This is a genomic window from Cognaticolwellia beringensis, from assembly GCF_002076895.1.
GTDB lineage: Bacteria > Pseudomonadota > Gammaproteobacteria > Enterobacterales > Alteromonadaceae > Cognaticolwellia > Cognaticolwellia beringensis.
In genome coordinates, this window is the sequence record NZ_CP020465.1 from 754311 (window position 1) to 778052 (window position 23742).

Annotated in this window: 11 protein-coding genes and 1 other RNA gene; 7 read left to right on the forward strand and 5 right to left on the reverse strand. The window is 38.8% G+C overall.

What is annotated here, in order from left to right:
- Nucleotides 1-68: 68 nt before the first annotated feature.
- The 5 genes from ffs to pulA all read left to right on the forward strand — a co-directional run bounded on the left by ffs (nucleotide 69) and on the right by pulA (nucleotide 13374).
- Nucleotides 69-165, forward strand: an RNA gene (gene ffs, locus B5D82_RS03170) — signal recognition particle sRNA small type.
- A gap of 517 nt (nucleotides 166-682) precedes the next feature.
- Nucleotides 683-2437 carry an alpha-amylase family glycosyl hydrolase gene (locus tag B5D82_RS03175; RefSeq protein ID WP_245807547.1) on the forward strand — a complete coding sequence of 585 codons (1755 nt, stop codon included), beginning with the start codon at nucleotides 683-685 and terminating at the stop codon, nucleotides 2435-2437.
- Nucleotides 2438-2637: 200 nt separating this feature from the next.
- Nucleotides 2638-5295, forward strand: a complete 2658-nt coding sequence (locus tag B5D82_RS03180; RefSeq protein WP_081149189.1) for an alpha-amylase family glycosyl hydrolase — start codon at nucleotides 2638-2640, stop codon at nucleotides 5293-5295.
- 621 nt (nucleotides 5296-5916) lie between these two features.
- Nucleotides 5917-8937 carry a TonB-dependent receptor gene (locus B5D82_RS03185; protein WP_081149191.1) on the forward strand — a complete coding sequence of 1007 codons (3021 nt, stop codon included), beginning with the start codon at nucleotides 5917-5919 and terminating at the stop codon, nucleotides 8935-8937.
- 105 nt (nucleotides 8938-9042) lie between these two features.
- Entirely contained in the window at nucleotides 9043-13374 is a 4332-nt protein-coding gene (pulA, locus tag B5D82_RS03190) for a pullulanase-type alpha-1,6-glucosidase (protein WP_081154271.1), read from the forward strand.
- Nucleotides 13375-13778: 404 nt separating this feature from the next.
- Here pulA and B5D82_RS03195 read toward each other — a convergent pair whose 3' ends face one another.
- From B5D82_RS03195 to B5D82_RS03210, 4 genes are all read right to left on the reverse strand, one after another.
- Entirely contained in the window at nucleotides 13779-15608 is a 1830-nt protein-coding gene (locus B5D82_RS03195; RefSeq protein WP_081149192.1) for an SLC13 family permease, read from the reverse strand.
- Nucleotides 15609-15684: 76 nt separating this feature from the next.
- Complete coding sequence (locus tag B5D82_RS03200) at nucleotides 15685-15945, reverse strand: late competence development ComFB family protein (protein WP_081149194.1); 261 nt, start codon at nucleotides 15943-15945, stop codon at nucleotides 15685-15687.
- 123 nt (nucleotides 15946-16068) lie between these two features.
- On the reverse strand, nucleotides 16069-16671 hold the full coding sequence (gene priC, locus B5D82_RS03205; RefSeq protein WP_081149195.1) for a primosomal replication protein PriC: 603 nt from the start codon (nucleotides 16669-16671) through the stop codon (nucleotides 16069-16071).
- Between the two features lie 12 nt (nucleotides 16672-16683).
- On the reverse strand, nucleotides 16684-17466 hold the full coding sequence (locus tag B5D82_RS03210) for a TSUP family transporter (protein ID WP_081149197.1): 783 nt from the start codon (nucleotides 17464-17466) through the stop codon (nucleotides 16684-16686).
- Nucleotides 17467-18203: 737 nt separating this feature from the next.
- On the opposite strand from B5D82_RS03210, the gene B5D82_RS03215 reads away from it, so the two are divergent.
- Entirely contained in the window at nucleotides 18204-21203 is a 3000-nt protein-coding gene (locus B5D82_RS03215; protein ID WP_081149199.1) for a TonB-dependent receptor domain-containing protein, read from the forward strand.
- A gap of 312 nt (nucleotides 21204-21515) precedes the next feature.
- Here the strand turns inward: B5D82_RS03215 and B5D82_RS03220 are convergent, their stop codons facing one another.
- Nucleotides 21516-21788 (reverse strand): hypothetical protein, encoded by a 273-nt coding sequence (locus B5D82_RS03220; protein ID WP_081149200.1) that lies wholly within the window; start codon nucleotides 21786-21788, stop codon nucleotides 21516-21518.
- A gap of 383 nt (nucleotides 21789-22171) precedes the next feature.
- On the opposite strand from B5D82_RS03220, the gene B5D82_RS03225 reads away from it, so the two are divergent.
- Nucleotides 22172-23446: a class I SAM-dependent methyltransferase gene (locus tag B5D82_RS03225; RefSeq protein ID WP_081149203.1), complete on the forward strand. Its 1275-nt coding sequence runs from the start codon at nucleotides 22172-22174 to the stop codon at nucleotides 23444-23446.
- Nucleotides 23447-23742 lie beyond the last annotated feature (296 nt).

Consider the following 23742-nt stretch of genomic DNA (forward strand, 5'->3'; position numbering starts at 1 on the left):
CCAAGCAATTGATTAGCGATAATTCGCGCCGCGCTAAAGAGATTCTTTCAGCGCTTCTATGGTGACCCTTTTGGTCCCTCCGCAATGATACTCTGTGAATTCGGCCAGGTCCGGAAGGAAGCAACCGCAGCAGACGACTCATGTGCCGGAGTGTGGCTATTAGGGTTGCCACCCAATATTTAAAGTACCTCTCAAGACAGTAAAAAATACTCACCTTCTACGAACTCCAGAAAATATCATATTAGGTATCACAAGTAAGCTTGTCCTAGACCAATTACCTTATTTATCTAAGTCACTTTTTTCAACAGCCTCTAGACTAGCATGTGAAAGCAGCAGTATTTTTCTTAATATTTTTGAGAAATGAACATTGGAGTCCATTCTACTCAATATTTTTAGTCCAATTATATACCCAGCCTAAAAATCAGAAATTACAATTATCCAAGTTATAAACCGCTATATCGTTTTCACTCCATCGCGCAATAAATATATCTAATCAAATGGCTAAGTTAATTATACCCTGCAGGCCGGTAATAAATGAATACGTATGTAGATACTTGTATTAGAACTGACTAACTAATTAGGATATAGCACTACAAATAATAACTTATAAAATATCAGCTGAACCTTTCTTTACTAGTGATTAGTGCCAACAATAGCTATTAGAATAAAGGATGGTAATGGTATGAAACAGGATAATTCCACTATGAATTTTAGCCGAGCATTGATCATAACATCTGTTAGTTCCATTTTATCTTTTTCAATTTTTGGCTGTACATCTTCAGTAACGTTGCCTTCAAATTCATCAGTTATGTCGAATAAACAAACACCAGAATTTTACGGTACTTTGGATCCTTATGCTTCTGAATCAGTGTATTTTTTATTAACTGACAGGTTCGTTGATGGTGATAAAACTAACAATCATGAAGCGCAAGGCGGAAAATATCCTAGTTTCGATATTCCACTGAACGGCCCGGATGGACAACAAGCTAATGTTGGCTATTTAGGTGGTGACTTCAAAGGTGTATTAAATAACGCCGAGTATATTCAAAATATGGGTTTCACTTCGGTTTGGCTAACACCGATATATGACAACCCAGACCAAGCTTTTAATGGTGGTGATAAAGTCGCTTTTGGTGAGTATTACAAAGATGGCGGAAAAACCGGTTATCATGGCTATTGGGCCAATAATTTTTACCAAGTTGATGAACATCTACCGTCAAAAGACTTAAGCTTTGCTGACTTAACTAAGCAACTTAAAAATAAGCATGATTTAAATTTCGTGCTTGATATTGTCGCCAATCACGGTTCGCCTTCATACAGCATGGTAGAAGATCAGCCTAAGTTTGGCGAAATATATGATCAAAGTGGCAAGCTAGTTGCCAATCATCAAAATATCCATCCTGAAAAGCTCGATCCTAGTAACCCGATGCATGCCTTTTTCAATACCCATACTGGCCTTGCACAACTATCAGATTTAAATGAAAACAATGAAGCTGTGCTAGATTATTTTGAAGGAGCTTATCTTAAGTGGATAGCACAAGGCGCCCATGCTCTTCGTGTTGATACTATTAAAGAAATGCCACATCACTTCTGGAAAAAACTCTTTGACCGTATTCGTCAGCATCATCCTGATATTTTTATTTTCGGCGAAAGCTACTCTTATGACGCAGAATTTATTGCTGAGCATACTCGTCCTGAAAATGGTGGTGCTAGTGTTTTAGATTTCCCAGGCAGAAAAGCGATCACCGAAGTATTTGAAAATACGGATAGCGATTTTAGCGATATATTGTCGTATTTACATCTAGATGACGGTATTTATCAAAACCCGTATGAGCTAATGACTTTCTACGATAATCACGACATGGAACGCATGAATGCCACTGATGAAGGCTTCATCGATGCCAATAACTGGTTATTTACCACTCGCGGAATTCCTGTAATTTACTATGGCTCTGAAATCAATTTTATGACAGGACAGCCAGAGCATAAAGGTAATCGAAACTATCTCGGTCAGCAAAGAATTGAACAAGCTAAAAATTACATTATACATAATGAGTTAACCAGCATAGCCCATGTTAGAAAAAGCTCAGTTGCCTTACAACGGGGCTTACAAGTTAATGCCGACTTTAAAGGTGATTTGGCAAGCTTCTATCGTGTTTACCAAAACAATGGTGATAACCAAACCGCATTAGTGCTACTGAATAAAGGTGATAGCGAAGCCGAGTTCACTCTGGACAAAATGATGAGTACAGGACTATGGACCGATGCAATGACGGGTCAAGAGTATCTTATTGATAACAATAATTTAGCCTTGAATCTCACAGTGAAATCTCATGGCGTAGCGGTGCTACTACTTAATAGCCCTATCAATAATTCTGAACTACTAACACAGCTCCTTAGCCAACAAAGCAAACTCCACGAAGCAGCTTCACAATAAGCTCGGCTGTGATGAAAGGGATGTTTTTAAAAACAATTACTTATGCAATAAAAAGTAGGGCGTGTAATTTTTTTGTGATTGGGAATATGACGAACGTATAGAAAAATTTTTTAAAGATAACCAGTTGATATTTTTAAAAATCAGTTTTGTTTTGCATTCAAATTAATGGCGGCTGTTCAGGAACTTAATCGGGAAAAATTATGAATATTAGAATTCACAAACGTCGTGTTTACCTTTTGACGGCGGTATTTTTAATTATGCTTGCTGGCAATGGCTGTAGTGATACTGTTCATAGTGATAAAGCAAACCTAACTAATGCCTGCGATGCATCAATATCTGGCTGCGTAGATGGACGGTTAATACATGTTCCGTCACCAGAATGGCAAGATCAGATTATTTACTTCCTCATGATTGACCGCTTCAACGACGGTGAACCCGCTCGAAATGATCAAGGTTATAACCTCTATGATCCTAAAAAAGAAAGCCACTATAGCGGTGGTGATCTGCAGGGGGTTATCGACAAATTAGATTATATTCAAAATATTGGTGCTACCACCTTGTGGACCACACCACCTGTTACTAACCAATGGTGGAATGCGGCGCAGAATTATGGCGGATTTCATGGCTATTGGCCAATAGACCACAGAAAGATTGACGAGCATTTTGGGGATTTAGATACTTACAAAAATCTATCTCACGAGCTCCATAGCCGGGGTATGTATTTGATCAAAGATATCGTTATCAACCATACGGGCAATTATTTTGATTATGACCATGAGTACGATCCAAATGACCCCACCATAGGCTTCGAATTTGTTGGCAATAATATCCCCACTTCAGCGCCAACGATGCCACCGCTAGATATGAATAATGCCAATAACCCAGAACATGTTAAGGCCGGCATTTACCACTGGACACCACTTGTGGTTGACCTCGACGATCCGGTGCAGGAATGGACTTATCAAATGGGCCGATTAGACGATATCAACACCTCTAATGAATTGGTTCGTAAAGCATTTAAAGATGTTTATAACTATTGGATAAGAGAAGCTGGCGTTGATGCTTACCGTATCGACACAGTGAAATATGTTGAACATGATTATTGGCACGACTTTTTGCACGCGCAAGACGGCATTCTTAATACCGCAGCCGAAACAGGCAGAGACAATTTTCTTACTTTTGGTGAAGTTAAAGATGTTTCTAAACCATTGTCAGATGCTGCAGAGCGAAAACTGTTAACTTATTTGGGTACTGAAGAAAAACCAGAATTATCCTCAATCATTGGCTTTCCGCTGCACGAAGAACTGGGCCGAATTTTTGCCGCAGGTCGCCCAACCAGTTGGTTGACCTTTCGCGTTAAAGCACACTTAGAAGTTTATCCTGATCCTTATATCGTGCCCAACTTCATTGATAACCATGATACCCCTAGGTTTCCTGGCAGTGAGGCAGGCATGAGGCAAGCGCTAGCGTTAATTTTTACCATCCCAGGTATTCCGGTGATTTATCAGGGGAACGAGCAAAATCATGTTGATTCGCGCCAAGCCATGTTTGCCGGTGGTTACCTAACGGATACCGACCAATTTAATCAAGATTCCGAATTATTTAAATTCACTCAATCCCTAGCAAAGCTTCGTCAAGGTGACAAATTATTTAGCCGTGGTTCAATGGAATTACTGGCTGATAACCCTACAAGTGCTGGCGTATTTGCTTACAAACGCAGCTACAAAGGCGAGCACGCCTTTATCATTATGAACACTGCAGAGCACACTACCTTACTAAATAATATGCCGACAGGCTTGCTTGACGGGCAGGTGCTACAGCCTATTTTCTCAGACAAACTTGGCAACAATACAACCACCTTGGTTGTTGGGCAAGATGGTACTCTGACTACGGAAGTACCTGCACGGGGGCTGCTAATATTCAAAGCTGAAAATAAATCTAATGCTGAAGCAGTTGCAGCTCACAGTATTAGTGTTGATCAGGATTATCGCAAGAAAACGCTAAAGAAGAGCGTCACAATCAGTGGCTCAATCAGCAAACCAAATAGCACCTTAGCGCTAGTCGTTGACGGCAATCTTGATAACGTAACAAGTATCACCGCAGATGCTAATGGTCGTTGGGAGACCACATTACCAGTTGTTGACTTAGGCACTCATAAACGGTTCTTCGAAATGTATTCTACTGAGCTTAATGCCGCGAGCGAACGCCAGCAATATAACGAAACCGTAGTTAAAGCCAATTGGGATGTAGCGTTTAAAGATGGACTTAATGATGACAATGGCCTTTCGGGGAACATTTTTCCTCCAAGTGAATCTACCTTTGGCAAGCAAATGGATATTGAGGCCGTTCGTGCCCGTAGTGCTGGCGATACATTACTGTTAGATATTACTATGCATGAGCTCACTGATATGTGGGTAGCTTCCAATCATTTGGATCATGTCGCTTTTACACTCTTTTTTGATTTTCCAGGCCTAGAGGGTATAAAGCCCTTATCTACATTACAGGCAGAGGCACCAGATGGTTTCCTATGGGATTTTTCTCATGTGCTTTATGGCTGGGGCAATTTCTTATTTGACAGTAATGGAGCCACTGCTGATAAACCCGGACAAAAGCTTGGCACTGCCCCTAGTGTCGAGGTAGATAAAGATGCGCGTACTATTACGTTAGCTTACAGCGCTTCGGCGCTTGGCCAAGACGGTTGGGCAGGAGCCAAAATCTATCTTACAACTTGGGATAGAGCGGGCGAGGGCGGTATTCGAATCTTGTCTCCTGCAGGAGCTGAGTGGGAATTTGGTGGTGCTGAAGGCAGTGCCCCGTTGATTTTGGATGATTTACTGATTGAGCTTCCTAGCCCATAACAACCACCAAAAATAAAAGCCTGCTATTTGTAATTTCAACCTTTTTAGCGCTTTCGATTATTAATAAAGCTCACAGGATGCATCAAGTTAAACTGGTGCAAAAATTCAGGCGAAAAGTCGACTTTACTCGATACGAAAGGCCATTCTCAAGTGACAACACGAAGTGAATATAATGCCTATGGTGTTAAGTGCCCTTTACAGATAAAACAATTTAACTTTTATTTTCATCGTGTGATCCTATTTTAATTAATTATTTAATCTGCTTTTTATGTTAGCTATTTATGAATATAGAGCACAATTGCATACGTATTCATATATGAATCGACTTTGGTGGCTAGAAGCTAAAATCGCTAATGATTTTTTGTAAATTAGTTCTTCTTATATTCAATGTTAACTTAGTTATATTAAGCATGTGCTGCGCTTGCCGACATTTACGCCTACTTTTCAAACAACAATATTACTGAGCAATCAAGGCAATTATTGTTGGGTTTTGCCAATTAGGAATACGTATGCAGTCTATATCTATTGTGTTTTATGTTTTCTATATTGGTTTTAATCAATAAATCAGTGGTGAGGCTGATCTACAAATAGAATATTCAGGGATGAAATCAAGGGGGAACAATGTCTAAAATTAAACCAAGCTTTAAACTCAGTAACCTTACTTTAGCTATAATGACGAGTGGTTTGATTGCTTATTCTGGAGCTTTGTATGCTCAAGATGACAAGAAAACAGCTGTAGCAGAACAAGTTGAAAACATAGAAGTACCAGAAAAAATAGAAGTGATTGAAGTGACCGGCTTTCGTCGCTCACTGATACAATCTATTAACCAAAAACGTTTTGCTGATACGGTAACCGAGCAACTCAGCGCAGATGATTTAGGCAGTTTACCTGACGTTTCTATGGCGGATGCATTAACACGCTTACCTGGTATTTCTGCAGTAAGAACGGGTGGGCAGGCGGCTGAAATTAACATTCGTGGTATGTCAGGTGGTTTTGTTTCTACAACCTTAAATGGTCGCGAACAAGTCTCTACTGGCGGTAAACGTAGTGTTGAATTTGATCAATATCCATCAGAGTTAATTTCAAAAGCGGCAGTTTATAAATCGCCTAAAGTTTCATTAATTGAAGGTGGTGTTGCTGGTACGGTGGAGTTAACCACTGCTAGCCCCTTGTCTAACGAAAAAGATCACACCTTTAGTATTAATGCCCGTGGCATGTATAACGATTTAGCCGCAGATGTGCCAGATGCCACATCTACAGGTCATCGCTTTAGTGTTTCATATCAAGGTAAATTTGCCGATGAAACGCTAGGTGTTGCTTTAGGCTATGCTCGTTTATTTCAACCAAGCGCTACTGCGCAATTTGTCGGTTTAAATTACAGTAAATTACGCGACGTTGATAATCTTGATAATGATACTAACGGTCCGACTAAAGATAACGGCGTTAATATCAATAAAGAATACATCAGCGAAGGTTTTGAGATACAGCACAAAGGCGGTGAAGAGACCCGTGATGGCTTCATGGCAACGCTTGAATGGCAACCTACTGATAACTTCAAACTTAAAACAGATGGTTTTTATTCAAAGTTTACTTCGGAAGAGTTTGCTCGTGGTTTTCGAGTGAAATTTGAAGGAGATCAAGCCGCGATTAGTAACCCTGTACTTCATGAAAACTCTGTTATTGGTGGCAACATTAGCCGCACATCGAACAGCGCAACTCGCATTGAAATGGTTAACGATGATAATTCTGATGTTGATGAAGTGCAAAGTTTTGGTATTAATGCTGATTGGCAAATAACAGAACGCCTAAATATGAATCTGGATTTATCGTATTCATCGGCAAAAAGTGAATTTCAAAATGGCTTGATTTGGGCGCTAGTGGCACAAGATGCTAACGCGGATGTTCCTAAACTTGATAGCAATGTATCTATTAACTACTTATTGAATGGTTTAGACCTACCTGATGTTGGCTTAAACCAAGCTGACGCTTTTACTGATTTAAACAAAGTAATGGTAAGTAAATACGGGATCTATCCGTATGTTAATTCAGATGAAGTAAGCGCTGTTCGAGTTGATTTTTCTTATGAACTAGATAATGACTACATTACTTCAATTGAAGTAGGTGCGCGTTATTCCGAACGTGAATACAGTAACGATCGCTCGGTATTTGAATACGGTAGTGATAGTTCGTTAAGTTCATTAGAGGCGCCACTTCGCATTACTGATGATATGGCGACAATTGTTAACTGGAGTGGCAATTTTTCAAACTTCCCAAGCTACCTAGCGTTAGATCAAGATAAAGTATTGGATGCTTGGTTCCCTGATGGACGTCCAGATCCAGTGCAAACTTGGGGTGATAAAGCCAGCGGTGTCATTAACGGCGCTGCGATTGGTAAAACCTCTGATTGGACGATGAAAGAAAGTGGTCAAGTATATGAAGATGTTCTGTCAATTTATGTGATGGCGAACATTAATACAGAAATTGCGGGCATCCCAGTCACGGGTAATTTTGGCGTACGCATGGTGGAAACTACGCAAGCGTCAACATCATTGCAAGATGTTGGTTTAAGCACTAAGAAAGATCAATACGGGCAAGATATTAAAGATGCACAAGGTAACCCATTAGAATTTGCTAACGCTGACTTGGGTGCTCAATTTATCACGGACGAAGTGGGTCTAATTAACCAACGTTATTTTCCTACTGTGATCAGCAGTACTTACAGAGACTATTTACCACAGATCAATTTAAATTTTCAGTTAAGTGAAAGCGATCAAATTCGTTTTGCTGCAGCTAAAGTCATGAGTCGTCCTAACATTGAACGTTTAGCATCAAACTCTAGTTATAATATCAATGTGGTTAATACTGATGCTGGCAGTTATGCCAAAATTGGAGGCCAAGCGAAAAATAGCCCGCATTTAAAGCCGTTTTATGCCAATCAATATGATATTTCTTATGAAAAGTATTTTACTGAAACCGATGGTAAATTTGTTGCGGCTGTTTTTTATAAAGACATAGAATCAGCGGGTATTATTACCCAAACCATTACAGAATATGACTTTGCGGGCAATGGCTTTGCTGTACCCGAAGCCTATACCGATCCATTGAGTGGTATCCCCTTAGAAGTCAGAAATGGTGATTTTGAAACGGCATTTAACGACGAAGCCGGCGGTTACATTCGCGGTATTGAATTAGGTTATACGCAAATATTTTCATTCCTACCTGAGTTATGGTCTGGTTTAGGCTTTGATGCGAGTTATTCACACACCGAAAGTGAAATACAACAAATTTCACAACTTGGGCAACAAAATTTAGCTATTTCACTACCAGGCTTATCTGAAAATGTGCTGCAAACCACACTATTTTGGGAATACCAAGGCTTCGAAACCCGCTTAAGTGTGCGTTATCGCGACGAATTTGTTTCTGAACAAGTCGCTGTGGAAGCACAAACAGTCAACTACGATGGCGAAACTGTCCTTGATTACCAAGCCTCTTATCAAGTAAATGATAATTTAGGTGTAGTTTTCCAAGTGAACAATTTAACCGACGAACCTACCAAAAGTTACTTTGGCGAAACCGCTCAAACTGGCACGTTACAATACTTTGGCCGCCAGTTCTTTTTAGGTCTCACTTATTCATTGTAAGCATAGTTAAAGAGAGTAATAAAAATGAAAATATTCAAACAACTTAATGCTAACAATAGATTAGCGTCAAATAGCGCTCGAAACTCGGGCCAACGGAGTTCTGTTATGTTTACTTACAATGCCTTTATTAGGCTAGCGACAGTCGCGTTATTTAGCTTACTGTTATCAGCTTGTGGCGGTAGTGATGCAACTGAGCCCGGAAAAGTATTATTAAGCTGCGATGTGCCCTTGGTGCCAGATGCAACCGGCTCAACTTGTGTAGCCCCCGAGCCTATTCAATGTGCAGCACCAACAGTCCCCGACGCTTTAAATGAAAGCTGTGTTGTTGGCGTAGATCCTAATGCTGCTATTCCGGTATTTTTTCCTAGCGATAATCAAGCCGTACTTTATTACAACCGCACTGACGAAAACTATGCGGAATATAAAGTACATAATTGGAACGACACCACCTGTGATGCCTATGCCGATGATTCAATTGCCCCAAGCTGGGACAACGGTTTATCTCTAACCGGCATTGACCCAGTTTATGGCGCATATTGGGTATTTAACTTAAAAGAAGGTTATAACGAATGTGGTAACTTTATTGTTCATAAAGGTACCGATGATGCTGGCAAAGAATTTGGTGGTGGAAACTTTAAAATGCCACTTATGCAAGAAAATGAAACTTATCAACGGATGAATTTTACCATTTCTGGTGAAGGTTCGGTGTTTGAGTTTCCTATTGAATCTTTAGGTGAGCAAGCGTTAAAAATAGCTGATTTTGCGGGTCATTGGATTGATGCAAATACCTTGGTTTGGAACGCTGCGAATGTGAATGTTGCTAAACTGCATCACTCAGCAACGGCTGGCATTGCCGCTGATCCTGAAAACAATGGTCAAGTTAATGGTACCGCGTTGGAATTAACGCCAATTAACTTAACTGATGAACAAAAATCAGCAGCACCATTAGTGGCTGACTGGCCAGCTTATAGTATTGATTTAAGTATTGATGAAGCTAAAGCTGTTGCCAAAAATCAGTTAGTACTAGTAGGTTATGATGTGGACGACATCCCGATTGCCGCCACTTATGTGCAAGCAGATCTTGTTTTAGATGACTTATATACTAAAGGCGATAACGATGCTGATGAAGCCACGTTAGGTCTAGTTTATGAAAATGGTACTGTATTAGTTTCTGTATGGTCACCGACAGCTCAAAACGTAAATTTAAACGTTTATGATAGTGAGAAAAACCTGACGGCAACTCATCAAATGAGTGAAGACTCAGCTACGGGTATTTGGTCATATCAAGGAGATGCGAGTTTAAATCGTCAATACTATCGTTTTGAACTCAGTATTTATCATCCACAAAATAAAGCGCTTGAAGTGATTGAAAGTACCGACCCTTATTCAGTGAGTTTATCAACTAATGGAGAATACTCACAGTTTGTTAATTTAAATGACCAAGACTTACAACCTGAGGGATGGGAAGGTCATGCTGTAGCGAGTATTGAAAATTATGAAGATGCGGTAATTTATGAAGGTCACATTCGTGATTTCAGTATTAATGATCACAGTACCAGTGCAGAAAATCGTGGTAAATTTTTAGCATTTACCGAACTTGATTCAGTACCAATGAAGCATTTGAAGACCTTAGCTGACAACGGTTTAACTCATTTTCATATGTTGCCTGCCAATGATATTGCCACTATTGATGAAAACCCTGCGAATATTATTGACTTGAATAGCACTGTTCTTGATTTATGTAAAAAAGACTTCCAAGCACCGCCTTGTTATCAAGGTATTGACGATCAAACGTTACGTTCAGTGCTCGAAAGCTATGACAGTGCTACTGATGATGCCGCTAAATTGATGGAATTTGTGCGTAATTTTGACAGTTTCAATTGGGGTTACGATCCTAAACACTTTAATGTGCCAGATGGTATTTATGCTTCAAGCCCTGAAGGGGTAACTCGTATTAAAGAAATGCGAGCAATGATCAAAGGCTTGCATGACACTGGACTACGCGTAGTTTTAGATGTGGTTTATAACCATACTAATTCATCAGGTTTATGGGATAACTCAGTACTTGATAAAATCGTCCCAGGTTATTATCACAGCCGTGATGTAATCACGGGTAGCGTACAAAACAGTACTTGTTGTAGTGATACTGCGCTTGAGCATAAAATGATGGATAAATTGATGGTTGATTCATTAAAGCAATGGACTACACAATATCAATTTGACGGTTTCCGTTTTGACATCATGAGCCAAGGTTCAAAAGATCAAATGTTAGCGGCCCGTGATGCAATACAAGCTCTTGACCCAGATAACCATTTCTACGGTGAAGGCTGGTATAAAGAAAGTCGCGGCTTTGAACGTGCAGACCAAGAAAATATGGCCGGCAGCGAAATTGGTACCTTTAACGATCGTTTACGTGATGGTGTAAGAAGCGCGGCACTATTTAATAATCAAATGGAAGATAGTGAACACTTTGATGATGGTTATGCTTTCTACCAACAAGATATTATCAAGTTTGGTATGGCAGGCACATTAGCTGACTATATTTTAAAAACAGCGGGTGGCTCTGATACTCAAGGTAGCTCTTTTGGGCAAAAAATGTATGCTAAAGATCCTGCTGATATTATCAACTATATTTCAAAACACGATAACGAAACACTTTGGGATGTATTACAGCTAAATCTAACCCCGTCAATGACTATGGATGAACGTGTACGTGCGCAAAACGTTTCTCAATCAATTGTATTATTTTCTCAAGGTATTCCGTTTTTACAAATGGGTGGTGATTTCTTACGCTCTAAATCACTAGACAGAAATACCTATGATGCAGGTGACTGGTACAACTTAGTTGATTTCTCCTTAGAAGAAAATAACTGGGATATAGGCTTACCAATTGACCCTGGTTATTCAAAGTTAGAGAAAGCTAAAAATATCAGTGAAGATGATAAAAAGGATGCGCTAATACATCTTGCAACTACACCTGAAGCAAAGGTTTATGGCGCTGAAATGATGTTTGCATCATCAGTATTTAACGAGTTTTTAGCTATTCGTTCGACTAGCCCGTTATTTAGGCTAACCACAGCAGATGATATTATCGACCGAGTAGGTTTCCACAATATTGGTAAAAACCAAATCCAAGGTTTAATTGTAATGAGCATTGATGACGGTACTGAACTTGCCGACTTAGACGCAAATTACGACGCAGTAATGGTAATTGTTAACGGTAGCAATAATGAACAAACTCATACTGTTGCTACGGCTGCTGGCTTTAGCTTACATCCAAGTTTAGCTACTTCAATAGACAGAACAGTGGCAAGCGCTAGTTTTAATGAAGATGAAGGTAGCTTTACCGTACCAGCATTAACTACTGCAGTATTTGTGAAAGCCCAAGGCGAAGCTCAAGGTGTAGGTTTATCTGCTTATGCAACCGCTGGCGCACCTGATGTAGTGCCGTTCGGTGATGGTATTCCTCTAGTTCGTGGTGACATGAATGGTTGGGGTGAAGCTGACAGCCTAGTTTATAAAGGCGACGGCATTTACCAAGCAACAATCACTTTAAATGCTGATAGTTACGGTTTTAAAATTGCCTCAAGCGATTGGTCAACGGTTAACTTAGGTGCACCAGGTACAGGTGGCTTAGTTACTGAAGGTGAAACGTTCACCCTATTACCGGGAAGTAATGACAACCTCAGCATTAACATTGCAATAGATGGTACTTATATCTTTGAATTGGATGCTTCTAACCTTGATGCTCCGACATTAACCGTTACCAATGAAGAGCCCTTTGTTGGTACTGCCGTCTTTGTCCGTGGTGACATGAATGGCTGGAGTGAAGACAACCCGTTCACTTACATTGGTGGTGGTAAGTATCAAACTACCATTAGTATTAGTGCTTCAACACCTAGTTTCAAAATTGCTTCAGCTGACTGGTCAACTGTAAATATGGGCGCGCCTGCGGATGACATGGAAATAATTGAAGGTGAGCAACAGTTATTATTATCAGGCAGTAATGATAACTTCAGTATGGCCTTTACTGAAGATGGCGATTATACTTTTGTTTTTGACGCGTCAAATTTAGCCGAACCAACGCTAAGCATTTATGCCGCAGAAATGTATGCTGGCACGCCTGTATTTGTAAAAGGTAGTATGAACGGCTGGGGTGCTGTAGATGAATTGAGTTACCTTGGCAATAGCAGTTATAGTGTTGAAATTGCCCTCAACGCTGAGGCTTATGAGTTTAAAGTTGCTGATGCTGATTGGAGTAATATTAATATGGGCGCAGGCGAAAATAATATCGTTACTGTAGGTTCAACAACTGAGTTATCTCAAGGCTCACAAACTAACCTTAGCTTAACTATCGCAGAAGCAGGTACGTACATTTTTACTGTTACGGGCCCTAATCCACAAACACCGACCATATCATTATCTAAGAAACCTTAAATCATTGACATAAGTTATTTTGATGGTTTTTCTAAAGCACCCTATATTTAGGGTGCTTTTTTGTTTGCCCAGGGTTTGGTGAGCGGATGGTTGTGTCAGAAATTATTAATAACCTACACATCTTCAATAGCTCTTATAGTCAATTGCTACAAAAGATGTCACACCATGACACTAAAACTCATAGATTATTTATAAAATATTCTTTATGCCTTACATAGCTATCTGTTCAGATAACGCAATTCTGTAGCCATAAGAGCTCGTATACTAATGATTTTTAAAGCTTGAAAATTATTGTAAGGGGTTGTGAGTAGAGCTTGAGAATGGACACTTAAAAATAACTGATAAGGCTAAGTATCAATTTAATCGAAACTTAGCCTTTAACTTAATAGTAAAAGGGTACTCAGTTATAAATACATCCAATTTAGCAGTAAAGAAAGTGTTATCCACATTAATATGATCAACGGAATACCTATGCGCATAAAGTCAGAGAACTTATACCCTCCAGCGTTCATTACTAACAAGTTAGTTTTATAAGCCATAGGTGTTGCGTAGCTTAGGTTAGCGCCGAACAATACAGCTAAAATAAACGGCTCAGGTGGCAGGTTCAATTGGCTAGCAACTGAAATGGCTATTGGAGTACCAATAACGGCTGCGGCATTGTTAGAAACGATGTTGGTTAAGATGGCTAATAACAGCATCAAAGCAGCTAAAATACCACCTGGTGGTAATCCGGCTGATAATGCGACAAAAACTTGGGCGATATATTCGGCGCCCCCTGTCATCATCATCGCAGAGCCTAAAGCTAGTGAAGCAGCGACAATCAATATAACCTGAGTACTAAGCGCTGATGAAGCTTCTTGCCAATCTAAGCATTTAGTAAGCAAGAGTATAAGTACTCCACATACTGAACTAATTTCAATGGGTAAAATACCGAGCGCTGACGATACAACAACGCCTAGTAATGTCAGTAACGCTATGGGGGCTTTGCTCGTTTGTGGTAGTGATTCTGCACCATCAATGATCAACAAGCCGGGCTTAGCTTTTAGTAAAGCTATTTGCTCGGTTTCCCCTTGCACGAGTAAGACATCGCCGATCAGCAAACGGGTTTTCCCTATACCATTTCGGCCTATTTCCATCGCTTGACCTGCTCTATGCAAGGCAACTACAGTTAAAGCGTGTTTATTAATGAAGTTTGCTTCTTGTAAGGTTCGTCCTTCAATACCAGAGCCGGCGATGATAACAATCTCGGCCAACGTTTGTTTCTCAGCGTTTAAAGGGTGTTCATCATCAACTTTATGCTGGCCAGAAAATAAAGTTGCGCCTAATACCGTTTCATATTCTTTTAGGCGATCTGGGTAATCATGTACTTTTAATCTATCGCCCACAATAAGCACAGTATCAGGTAAAGGCACAATGTTTCGATTATCAGGACCGCGCTGGATACTCTCTATTTTTAGTTGCCCATCGGTTAAAGCAATTATTTCGGTAATTGTTTTCTCGTTAACGGCGCTTTCTTCGTTAATATTGAGATAAGCACTAAATATACGTGGCGAGGTATCAGGCATTGAAGGTGATCTACTCGGCAAAAGTTTTGGAGCTATCAACCATAAATAAAGTACAGCCACTACCGCAGCAATAAGAGCAGGTTGTGCAAAGTCAAATAGGCCAAATTCAGCAGCGCCCATATTTTTTGCAATACTAACCACCAGTAAGTTAGTTGAGGTACCAATAGTTGTTGCCATACCACCAACTAAAGTTGCTAGTCCCATAGGGAGCAACATCGGTGAAGAGTCAGTTTTAGTTCGTAATGACACACTGATCAAAATAGGCAGCAATAAAACCACAACAGGTGTGTTGTTTATAAAGGCACTTAGCCCCCCGGCAAGAACAAGGGTTATCAACAAAGATAATGTAGGACTTATTTTCCACAATTTTGCCAGGTATCGGCCGATAGGCTCTAATGCGCCGGTTCGCACAATACCGTGGCCAATAATCATTAATGCACAAACAGTGACTAAGGCTTCATGACCAAAACCAAAGAATAAAGAGCTTGGTTCGAAGTGTTTATCATCAACATAAAACGGAAAAACTGCAAACATTACACTCAATATCGCGATAACAGCAAGTGATGACGTTTCTAACGGTACATCATCTCGGCGAAATAAATATAATGCCAGTAGGGTGATTAATAAAACAGCTAATGCATGATTATTAGGGATATCTGGAATATTCAAAGGCTACACCTAGTTGATTTAATTATTTACTTTCAGAACAAGCCCTTAAAAAGCAGCGTGCGATATTTATAAAGTATTAATTATGGTCTTTCATAAATTCTAAAGATTTAGATACCGCAACTTTGACATTATTTTCCATTTCAAAACGTTCAGACGCGGGTAAATAAAATGCCATATCTACTTCATGCCGAATGTAGCGGGTAGGTAATTGGTTTAACACGACACAAACTAAGTCGTCTATAAAATCAGCACTGTAGTTATCTTCTAGTTTTAAATCTGTAAAGTGTTGAGAAACTAGTTTTTCGTAGTAGTTATGAATATCATCAGAAATTTTCATGTCTGCGACTCTTATTTTGAAAGTATATTTTCAAGACTAATGCTAGAGCAATGAAAACACCAACTTTTTTTATGGGTATAGGTAAATTATTTGATAAAATAATGAAGTACAGGGAGAGGTAGACTAAAACTTTTCCGATTGTGCTATTTCACGCTCTAATTTGGAAATGGCTTGGCGACATCGACCAAGGCGTTGATGCAGTGCGAGAACTTCGTCAGTTAGTTGCTTTGATTGTTTCGCGGTAATATTGTTATTTTGTCGTTCGCGCGCGTGGATCATTTCCAATAATCGTCGTTCAAATTCAAATGTTTCATTGAGCTTTTTATGTAAATTGTGGCTTGATTGCATCACCGCTTGAGCGGCTTTTTTATAGCGCCTAGCTTTCATAGCAACTAGTCTTTGTTCGGGCTCTTTATGTAATGCGCCATTTGCATTCAACGCGTTACGTAATGCTGATATTTGCTGCTCTATGATTAGCAAACGGCTGTAAGCTAATGCGTTTTTGTTAGCGATTAGTAAGCGAGAAAGTTCATTTGTTTTACTTTTTACTTCAGCAATATAAGGGTGGAAAAGATCGCTGTGGGTATTAAATAGTTTTTCAGAAAAAATATCATTTTCTTGAATTATTTTATGTGATTTTGAGAGTTTATTTTGTTGATCTACCTGCTTGGCTTGCTCGTCAAGTTGATCAAGAATGGCATGAATTTTATTAATTGCGCTTTGCATAAATAAACTTTCCTAGCTTAACCAAGCTTGATAAGCCAAGTTAATAGACATGAGAATGACAACGGTGATAAAAACTGGGCGAATAAACTTACTACCAAATTTAATTGCCCAATGTGCACCTACCCATGCACCCAGCATAATAAATATTCCCATAGAAATACCTAATACAAAATTAACATGGCCAAGATAGATAAAAGTTAATAAGCTAAAAAAATTGCTGACGAAGTTGGTTGAGCGAGCTAAACCAGAGCTTAAAAGAATGTTGATTCTATAAATAGCATTAGACGAGCTAACCCAAAATGCACCGGTACCTGGGCCAGCAACACCATCATAAAAACCTAAAATTAACCCTTGCACTACCTGTTTAACTTTAATATTGATTGTTTTTATCGGTAGTCCCTGTATTTCGCTAGTGACTGATTTTGAAAATAAGGTATATATTGCAGTCATGACTATTAGTACAGGTATGTATTTATCTAAAAACTCTACAGACAAGAAATTGACAATTATGGTGCCTAAAATGGCACCAATTGCAGTAGCAATAATAGCTAATCGCCAATACTTAGGATTAAAGAGGTTTTTTCGATAAAAAGTAAATGATGCCGTGAATGAACCAAAAGAGGCGGCGAGTTTATTTGTGCCCAAGGCAACGTGAGGCGGTAAACCTGAAGTTAATAATGTTGGAACTGTTAGCATCCCACCACCACCTGCGATGGCATCAATAAGCCCCGCGACGAAGCCGACACTACATAAAGTTATCCATAAACTCATGTCTAGGACGGGATCAATAACCATAGAAACTTTTGCACAGTAAATTTGCTGCAACTATAACACAGAGATCGCTTGATTCGATGGCCATATTTCTTCAAATTTCTAATATATAGTCAGTTTGTCGTTATTGTGTATTAATTAAACATAACTTACACATTTATTATGTTAGAGCAGTTGTTGCCGAATAAATTAAGCGGTTGATCAAACCTAAAGTATAAACAGAGCCTGCTAGCGCAGTGAATTGTCATCAAATTATAAGCTAAGTTAAAAATAATTTATATGAATATGGAGTAACTGTTCCTTTTTGTTTACATTTTCGGGCTTGTTGATTAAGTTACTGTAAATATTAGTTTATTTTGTTTTGTTATTTTTGGACATATTTTACCATTATCTAGTTTTTTAGAAATCACTTTCTAAACTAGAATGTTAATTAAAGTGTAACTTATTGCTTTAACGGACTTAATGCTTTTTTTTTGTTGGGATGGATGAATGTTAATGAGATTGTTGTGTAAGTTTTCACTTATGTAAATATTTTTATTATCTTGTTGTTTTTAGAATATATTGTACATTTTTTATATGATTTTTTAGTGCTTCTATCGTTAAATGTAACCAGAGGGTAACTGTTTGTATTGCCCGTTAACAATATTAGGTTTATTATCTTAGATGAAAGATTGGCTCTTAGAGCAAAATTAATCAACAACAAGGCAACATAGCCTTGAACTTAAACACTAGTATCACGAAAGTGGTCCAGGGAGTATATTATGTATAGTAATAGCAAAATAGCTAAAGCAGTACGCGTTGCCATGATGTTTGGCGCAGGTGCAGCAGCAGCAATTTCGGCACCTGCATTTTCAGCTGAAGAAGGCGCTGAAAGCGTAGAACGTATCGAAGTAACAGGTTCACGTATCAAACGTGCTGATATGGAAGGTGCAAACCCTGTCCAAGTTATCACTCGTCAAGACCTTGTTGCATCAGGTATCTCTAATATGGGTGATATTTTACAAGAAATACCTTCTGTAGCTGGTGCCGCAACGAATACTGCAATCAACAACGGTGGTTCAGGTGCCATTCGTGTTTCATTACGTGGTTTAGGTTCTCCTCGTACATTAGTACTTTTAAATGGTCGCCGTATGGTTGCCTCGGGTACTGGTGCAGACAGTTCGGTTGATTTAAGTACTATCCCGACTGCAATAGTAAAACGTGTTGAAGTTTTAAAAGATGGCGCATCAGCTATCTATGGGTCTGATGCCATTGGTGGTGTTGTTAACATTATCACGCGCGATGACTTTGAAGGTTTCGAATTCAATGCTGGTTATGACATCGGCACTGAAGAGTGGGATGGCGAAACCAAAAATATGGATTTAACCATAGGTTTTTCTGGTGACAAAGGTAATGCAGTTGTAAACGCATACTATGTTCAGCAGGGCGCACAATGGTCTGGCGATCGTGATTGGTCTGAATTCGATTTCAGAATGAATGCCGATGGTTCATTATCAAAAGCTGGGTCATCGGCTCCACCATGGGGGCAATATAATGGTGTAAATTCAGCTAATCCAGCTAACCTGACGCAGCATGCGAAAGATGACGATGGTAACTTGAGATATAAATTAGATGACAACGGTGATCCGATTTTAACTTCTCCAGTTTTGGAATTACCTACTGGCACTTGTAACTCATTTACTCACGGCGCAGCTAACGGTCCTGGTCAATTTGATCCGTCGAACCCAGCAAATGCTACTGGTTATGACTGTTGGGACGGGGGTAGAGATGCCTATAACTTCGCACCTGCTAACTACCACTTAACGCCACAAGAGCGTTACGGTATATTTGCCTCAGGTTCTTATGAAATCACTGATACTACCCGTGTATTTACAGAATTAAGCTTTAACCGTCGTACATCAAAAACTAAATTAGCGCCTTTACCATTAGCACCTTTAGCATTCTTTGGTTGGGGCGATGCAACATATTCTGCAGATAACTACTACAACCAACAATTTGGTCCAAAAGACAAAAATGGCGATACAGTAGATATTGCTGATTGGCGTCGACGTATGGTTGAAACAGGTGGTCGTGATTCACAATTTCGTATTGAAACTGTTCGTGCCATGTTTGGTATCGATGGTGAATTTGACAATGGTTGGGGCTGGGAAGCTAGCTACATTTTCGGTCGTAACGATTCAGCAACACAAGGTGCTGGCGGTGCAAACTTCGAAAAAGTTAGCTTAGCCGTGGGGCCATCTTTTATGGATGACTTAGGTAATGTATTGTGTGGACGTCCAAATGTTGCGCAGACTGACACTGGTGGTAACCCTTTATTAGATGACGATAACAACCCAATATTTAAAGATGAAATTGTTGAAGGGTGTGTATCTTTAAACACTTTCGGTACGCCAGGTACTGATGGTGCAGTTTCACAAGAAATGATGGATTACATCTTATTTGAAGCGCATGATGTGGGTTCTAACGAACAACAAATCATGTCAGCAAGTATTTTTGGTGATGCATTTGAATTACCGGCAGGTACTGTTGGTTTCGCAGCAGGTATTGAACATCGTGAAGAAAAAGGTGCTGATTACCCTGACGCGTTAATTGCGCTAGGTATTACATCGGGTTCATCACGTACATCAACAGAAGGCAGCTACGAAGTAGATGAAGTTTTCCTTGAAACGAATGTGCCACTATTAAGTGGTGTTGCTGGCGCAGAAGTATTAGAAGTAGATTTAGCGGTTCGTTACTCTGACTACAATACCTTTGGAGATACAACTAACCATAAAATTGGTGTTCGTTGGGTTCCATTTGACGGCCTAATGGTTCGTGGTACATCATCAACAGCATTCCGTGCTCCTTCTACATCTGATTTGTTTGCTGGTTCTTCAGACAACAGCCCACAAGTAGTTGATAAGTGTAGTGGTAAAGTTGATGGATTCGCTCCAGGTACACCTTCATGTCTTGCTTCAGGTGCTCCTGCAGTAGGCTTCGTACCTATTGGAGACCAATTATCTTCAACGCGTGGTGGTAATCAAGACCTTCAACCTGAAGAAGCTGATATCTTTACCGCTGGTATCGTATATAGTCCAGACTTCATGGAAGGTTTATCATTAACGTTAGATTACTGGAATATTGAAATTACGAGTGCAATTAGTACTTTAGGTGAGCAGTTAATTCTAGACAGCTGTTATAATACAGGCGAGCATTGTGATAAAATTACTCGTTTCGGCGTTGATAGCCCACTTTATGGTAACTCACTTGATATTGACGACCGTACAACTAACGTTGGTGGTGTAGAATCATCGGGTTACGACTTTAACATTCGTTACTCTACAGACCTTGAAGGTGGCACAATAACTTTCAATGTAGACACAACTTATTACGATACATATGATATTACACAAGCCAATGGCGATGTAATTGAAAATGCGGGTCAATTCCTACGTAATAGTGGTGATGGTAACTTCCCTGAGTGGAAGACTAATGCTGATGTTCGCTATACCAGCGATAATTGGTCTGCAGCTTGGTCAGTGCGTTACATTGGTCAAGTAGATGAGCCGTTTGGTGGTTCTTCACGTACGATTGATGAGCAAATTATTAATGATGCGCGTTTTAGTTACTTCATGGATAACATGACAGCAACTATCGGTCTTAATAACGTATTTGATGAAGATCCACCGTATGCAGCTACTGGCTTCAATGATAATACAGACCCACGTACTTATAATACTTCAGGTCGCCATGTTTACGTAACTTTAGGCTTGTCTTTCTAAGATAGTTTTAAAATAATGTAAACCATACAAAAACCATTGAGATTCACTCAATGGTTTTTTTTTGTTCGTAATTTATAAACGATATAATACGAAGTTGATTAATTAACTGCTCATTTTGAATGGTTAAAATTACTAATGACGACGTTATAAAATTTATAAATAGAATAATAATTGAGTAAATAGGGATAATAGTAGTGCCTATTTATGAGGAGAAATAAAAAACCTTACTAGGCTAACTAGTAAGGTTTTTTTAATATATAGGCGAGGTTGTTCTGGATACTAAAGAATTGTCTTTAGCACTTTATGGTAGCGCTAAATTGTTGAACCTGCGCTAGTTTGACTTTTGTATTCTTGAGATCTAAGCGCTTCTTGGTTTCTTCTTCTTACTTCGTCAGCGAGTTCTTTCTTCATACAAGTACGTTTTTTTCTATGACTGCCTGTCGTAGGTCTATATTCACAGACCATATCTTTGTCTTTTGCCATTTTGTCATACATAGCATCGTTTGCTTTAGATTTTCCTGGGTCAGTAGCGCTACAAGCGGCTAATAATACTGCAAGGCTAATCAGTGATATTTGTTTAAACATATTGAGCTCCATAGTTATTTTATAGTTATTTTACAGTTGTATATTTGCTAGGGTTACTAAGCTTCAGCAGGGCGTTAAACCTGCCTTATTATGTTCTTAACGGCAAAGGCCATCCTGCGAGGTCAATACAGTTGGTTTGTAGCAAATCCACACTTACATACAACTGTGCCGTAACCAATATTGAAAGTTAGCAACATTAACAAGGTTTTTATTATATTTCTTTATAAACAGTTGCTAATAAAGTCTAGACTATCATTTGTTGCAAGTCTGTAAATAATAAATTTGTAACAAATGACATAAATAAAAAATAATTTTAAATAGGCTATACAGGTGAATTTACAAAGATTATTCTGAACTGAAAATAATAGTGTGAGCAGATAGTTATGGATAATAAGCCGTATTTAAAAAAAGTAAGAGACCAATATGAAAGTTATCCATACCCCTTTAGAGATCCGTCTCAGGAGAGCCGTAGATTAGTTGAAATAGCGATTGAACGCATTGATTTGATCAACTTTTATTGCTTTAAAGGCGCTTGTAACTTCAATAAATTTAGAGTTTTAGTGGCTGGCGGAGGAACGGGAGATTCTATCATTTTTTTAGCTGAGCAGTTAAAGCATACAACGGCAGAATTATGGTATGTGGATATTAGCCAAGCTTCTATGAATATAGCTAAACAGAGGGCTGAAAAAAGGCGTTTGACCAATATAAATTGGCTGCACGCCTCACTACTATCACTTGATGAAAATATAGGTAAATTTGACTATATAAGCTGCACGGGAGTATTGCATCATTTAGATGACCCTTTGTTAGGTCTGAAAACACTTAAAAATTTATTAAATGATGCTGGTGCAATGGGCTTAATGCTATACGGTGAATATGGACGAACAGGTGTTTATCAAATGCAGCAACTGATGAAAATGATCAATGTGAACGAAAATCAATTAGCTGATAAGGTCATAAACACTAAAAAGATATTAGCCAACTTGCCAGAAACCAATTGGTTTACTCATAATGAAAAGTTTTTAGTTGATCATATTAATGGTGAAGACAATGGCTTAGTCGATCTCTTATTACACGAACAAGACCGAGCATACAGTATTTTAGATGTTTATCAATTACTCGAACAATCTGCGTTAAAATTTGTTGAGTTTAGTGATGTTAAAATGAGAATGTCATATCGTCCTGAACAATATATCAATGATAGTAGCTTGCTAAAGACAATAAAACAGCGACCGATTAAAGAGCAGCATGGCATTGCTGAATTATTAGTGGGGGCGTTTAAAAAACATGAGTTTTATGCCTCAATGAATGCTGATACTAAGGCAAGCTTTACAGAACTATCAAATATTCCCTTTTTCTTTCCGTCTGAGCATTATAAAAATTTAGGTCACCAGTTAGCGAATGCCATATTAGCTAGCCCAAATAAAGTTATCTCAATGAAACACAGCAGTGGTTTTGAATTCGATCTTAGTGCTTCTCAGTTGAATTATACAATATTTAAAAATATTGACGGTAAAAACACCTTACAAATGATTTTTGATGAGATTAGAAAAGAGCTAAAAAGTGAAACTTTAAATAATGAGCAATTAGTGGCTTATATATGTCAGTGCTTCAAGCCGTTTATACAACTTGATTGGATATTGTTGAAAGCAAGTTAAATTAAGTGACCTGTATTTTTAATAAATGGTTAATCAAGTTGTGCAGCGTGAGCGCTAAAAAAAACGGCAAATTAAATAAGTTATTTTATTAACTCGTTATTTCGAGCTTGTACTACTATTATTTTATTGACAGAGTATTTACTGGTATTGAACGATAAATTACATCGCAACACTGGGTTTTAGTCACTAGATTTGCGAGCCGCAATATTACTTAATGATTTATAATTGTTCAATTAAAAAGCTAATTAGCGAATTTACGTAGCAATTTAGCAATAATATTTGACTTACTACGAAAG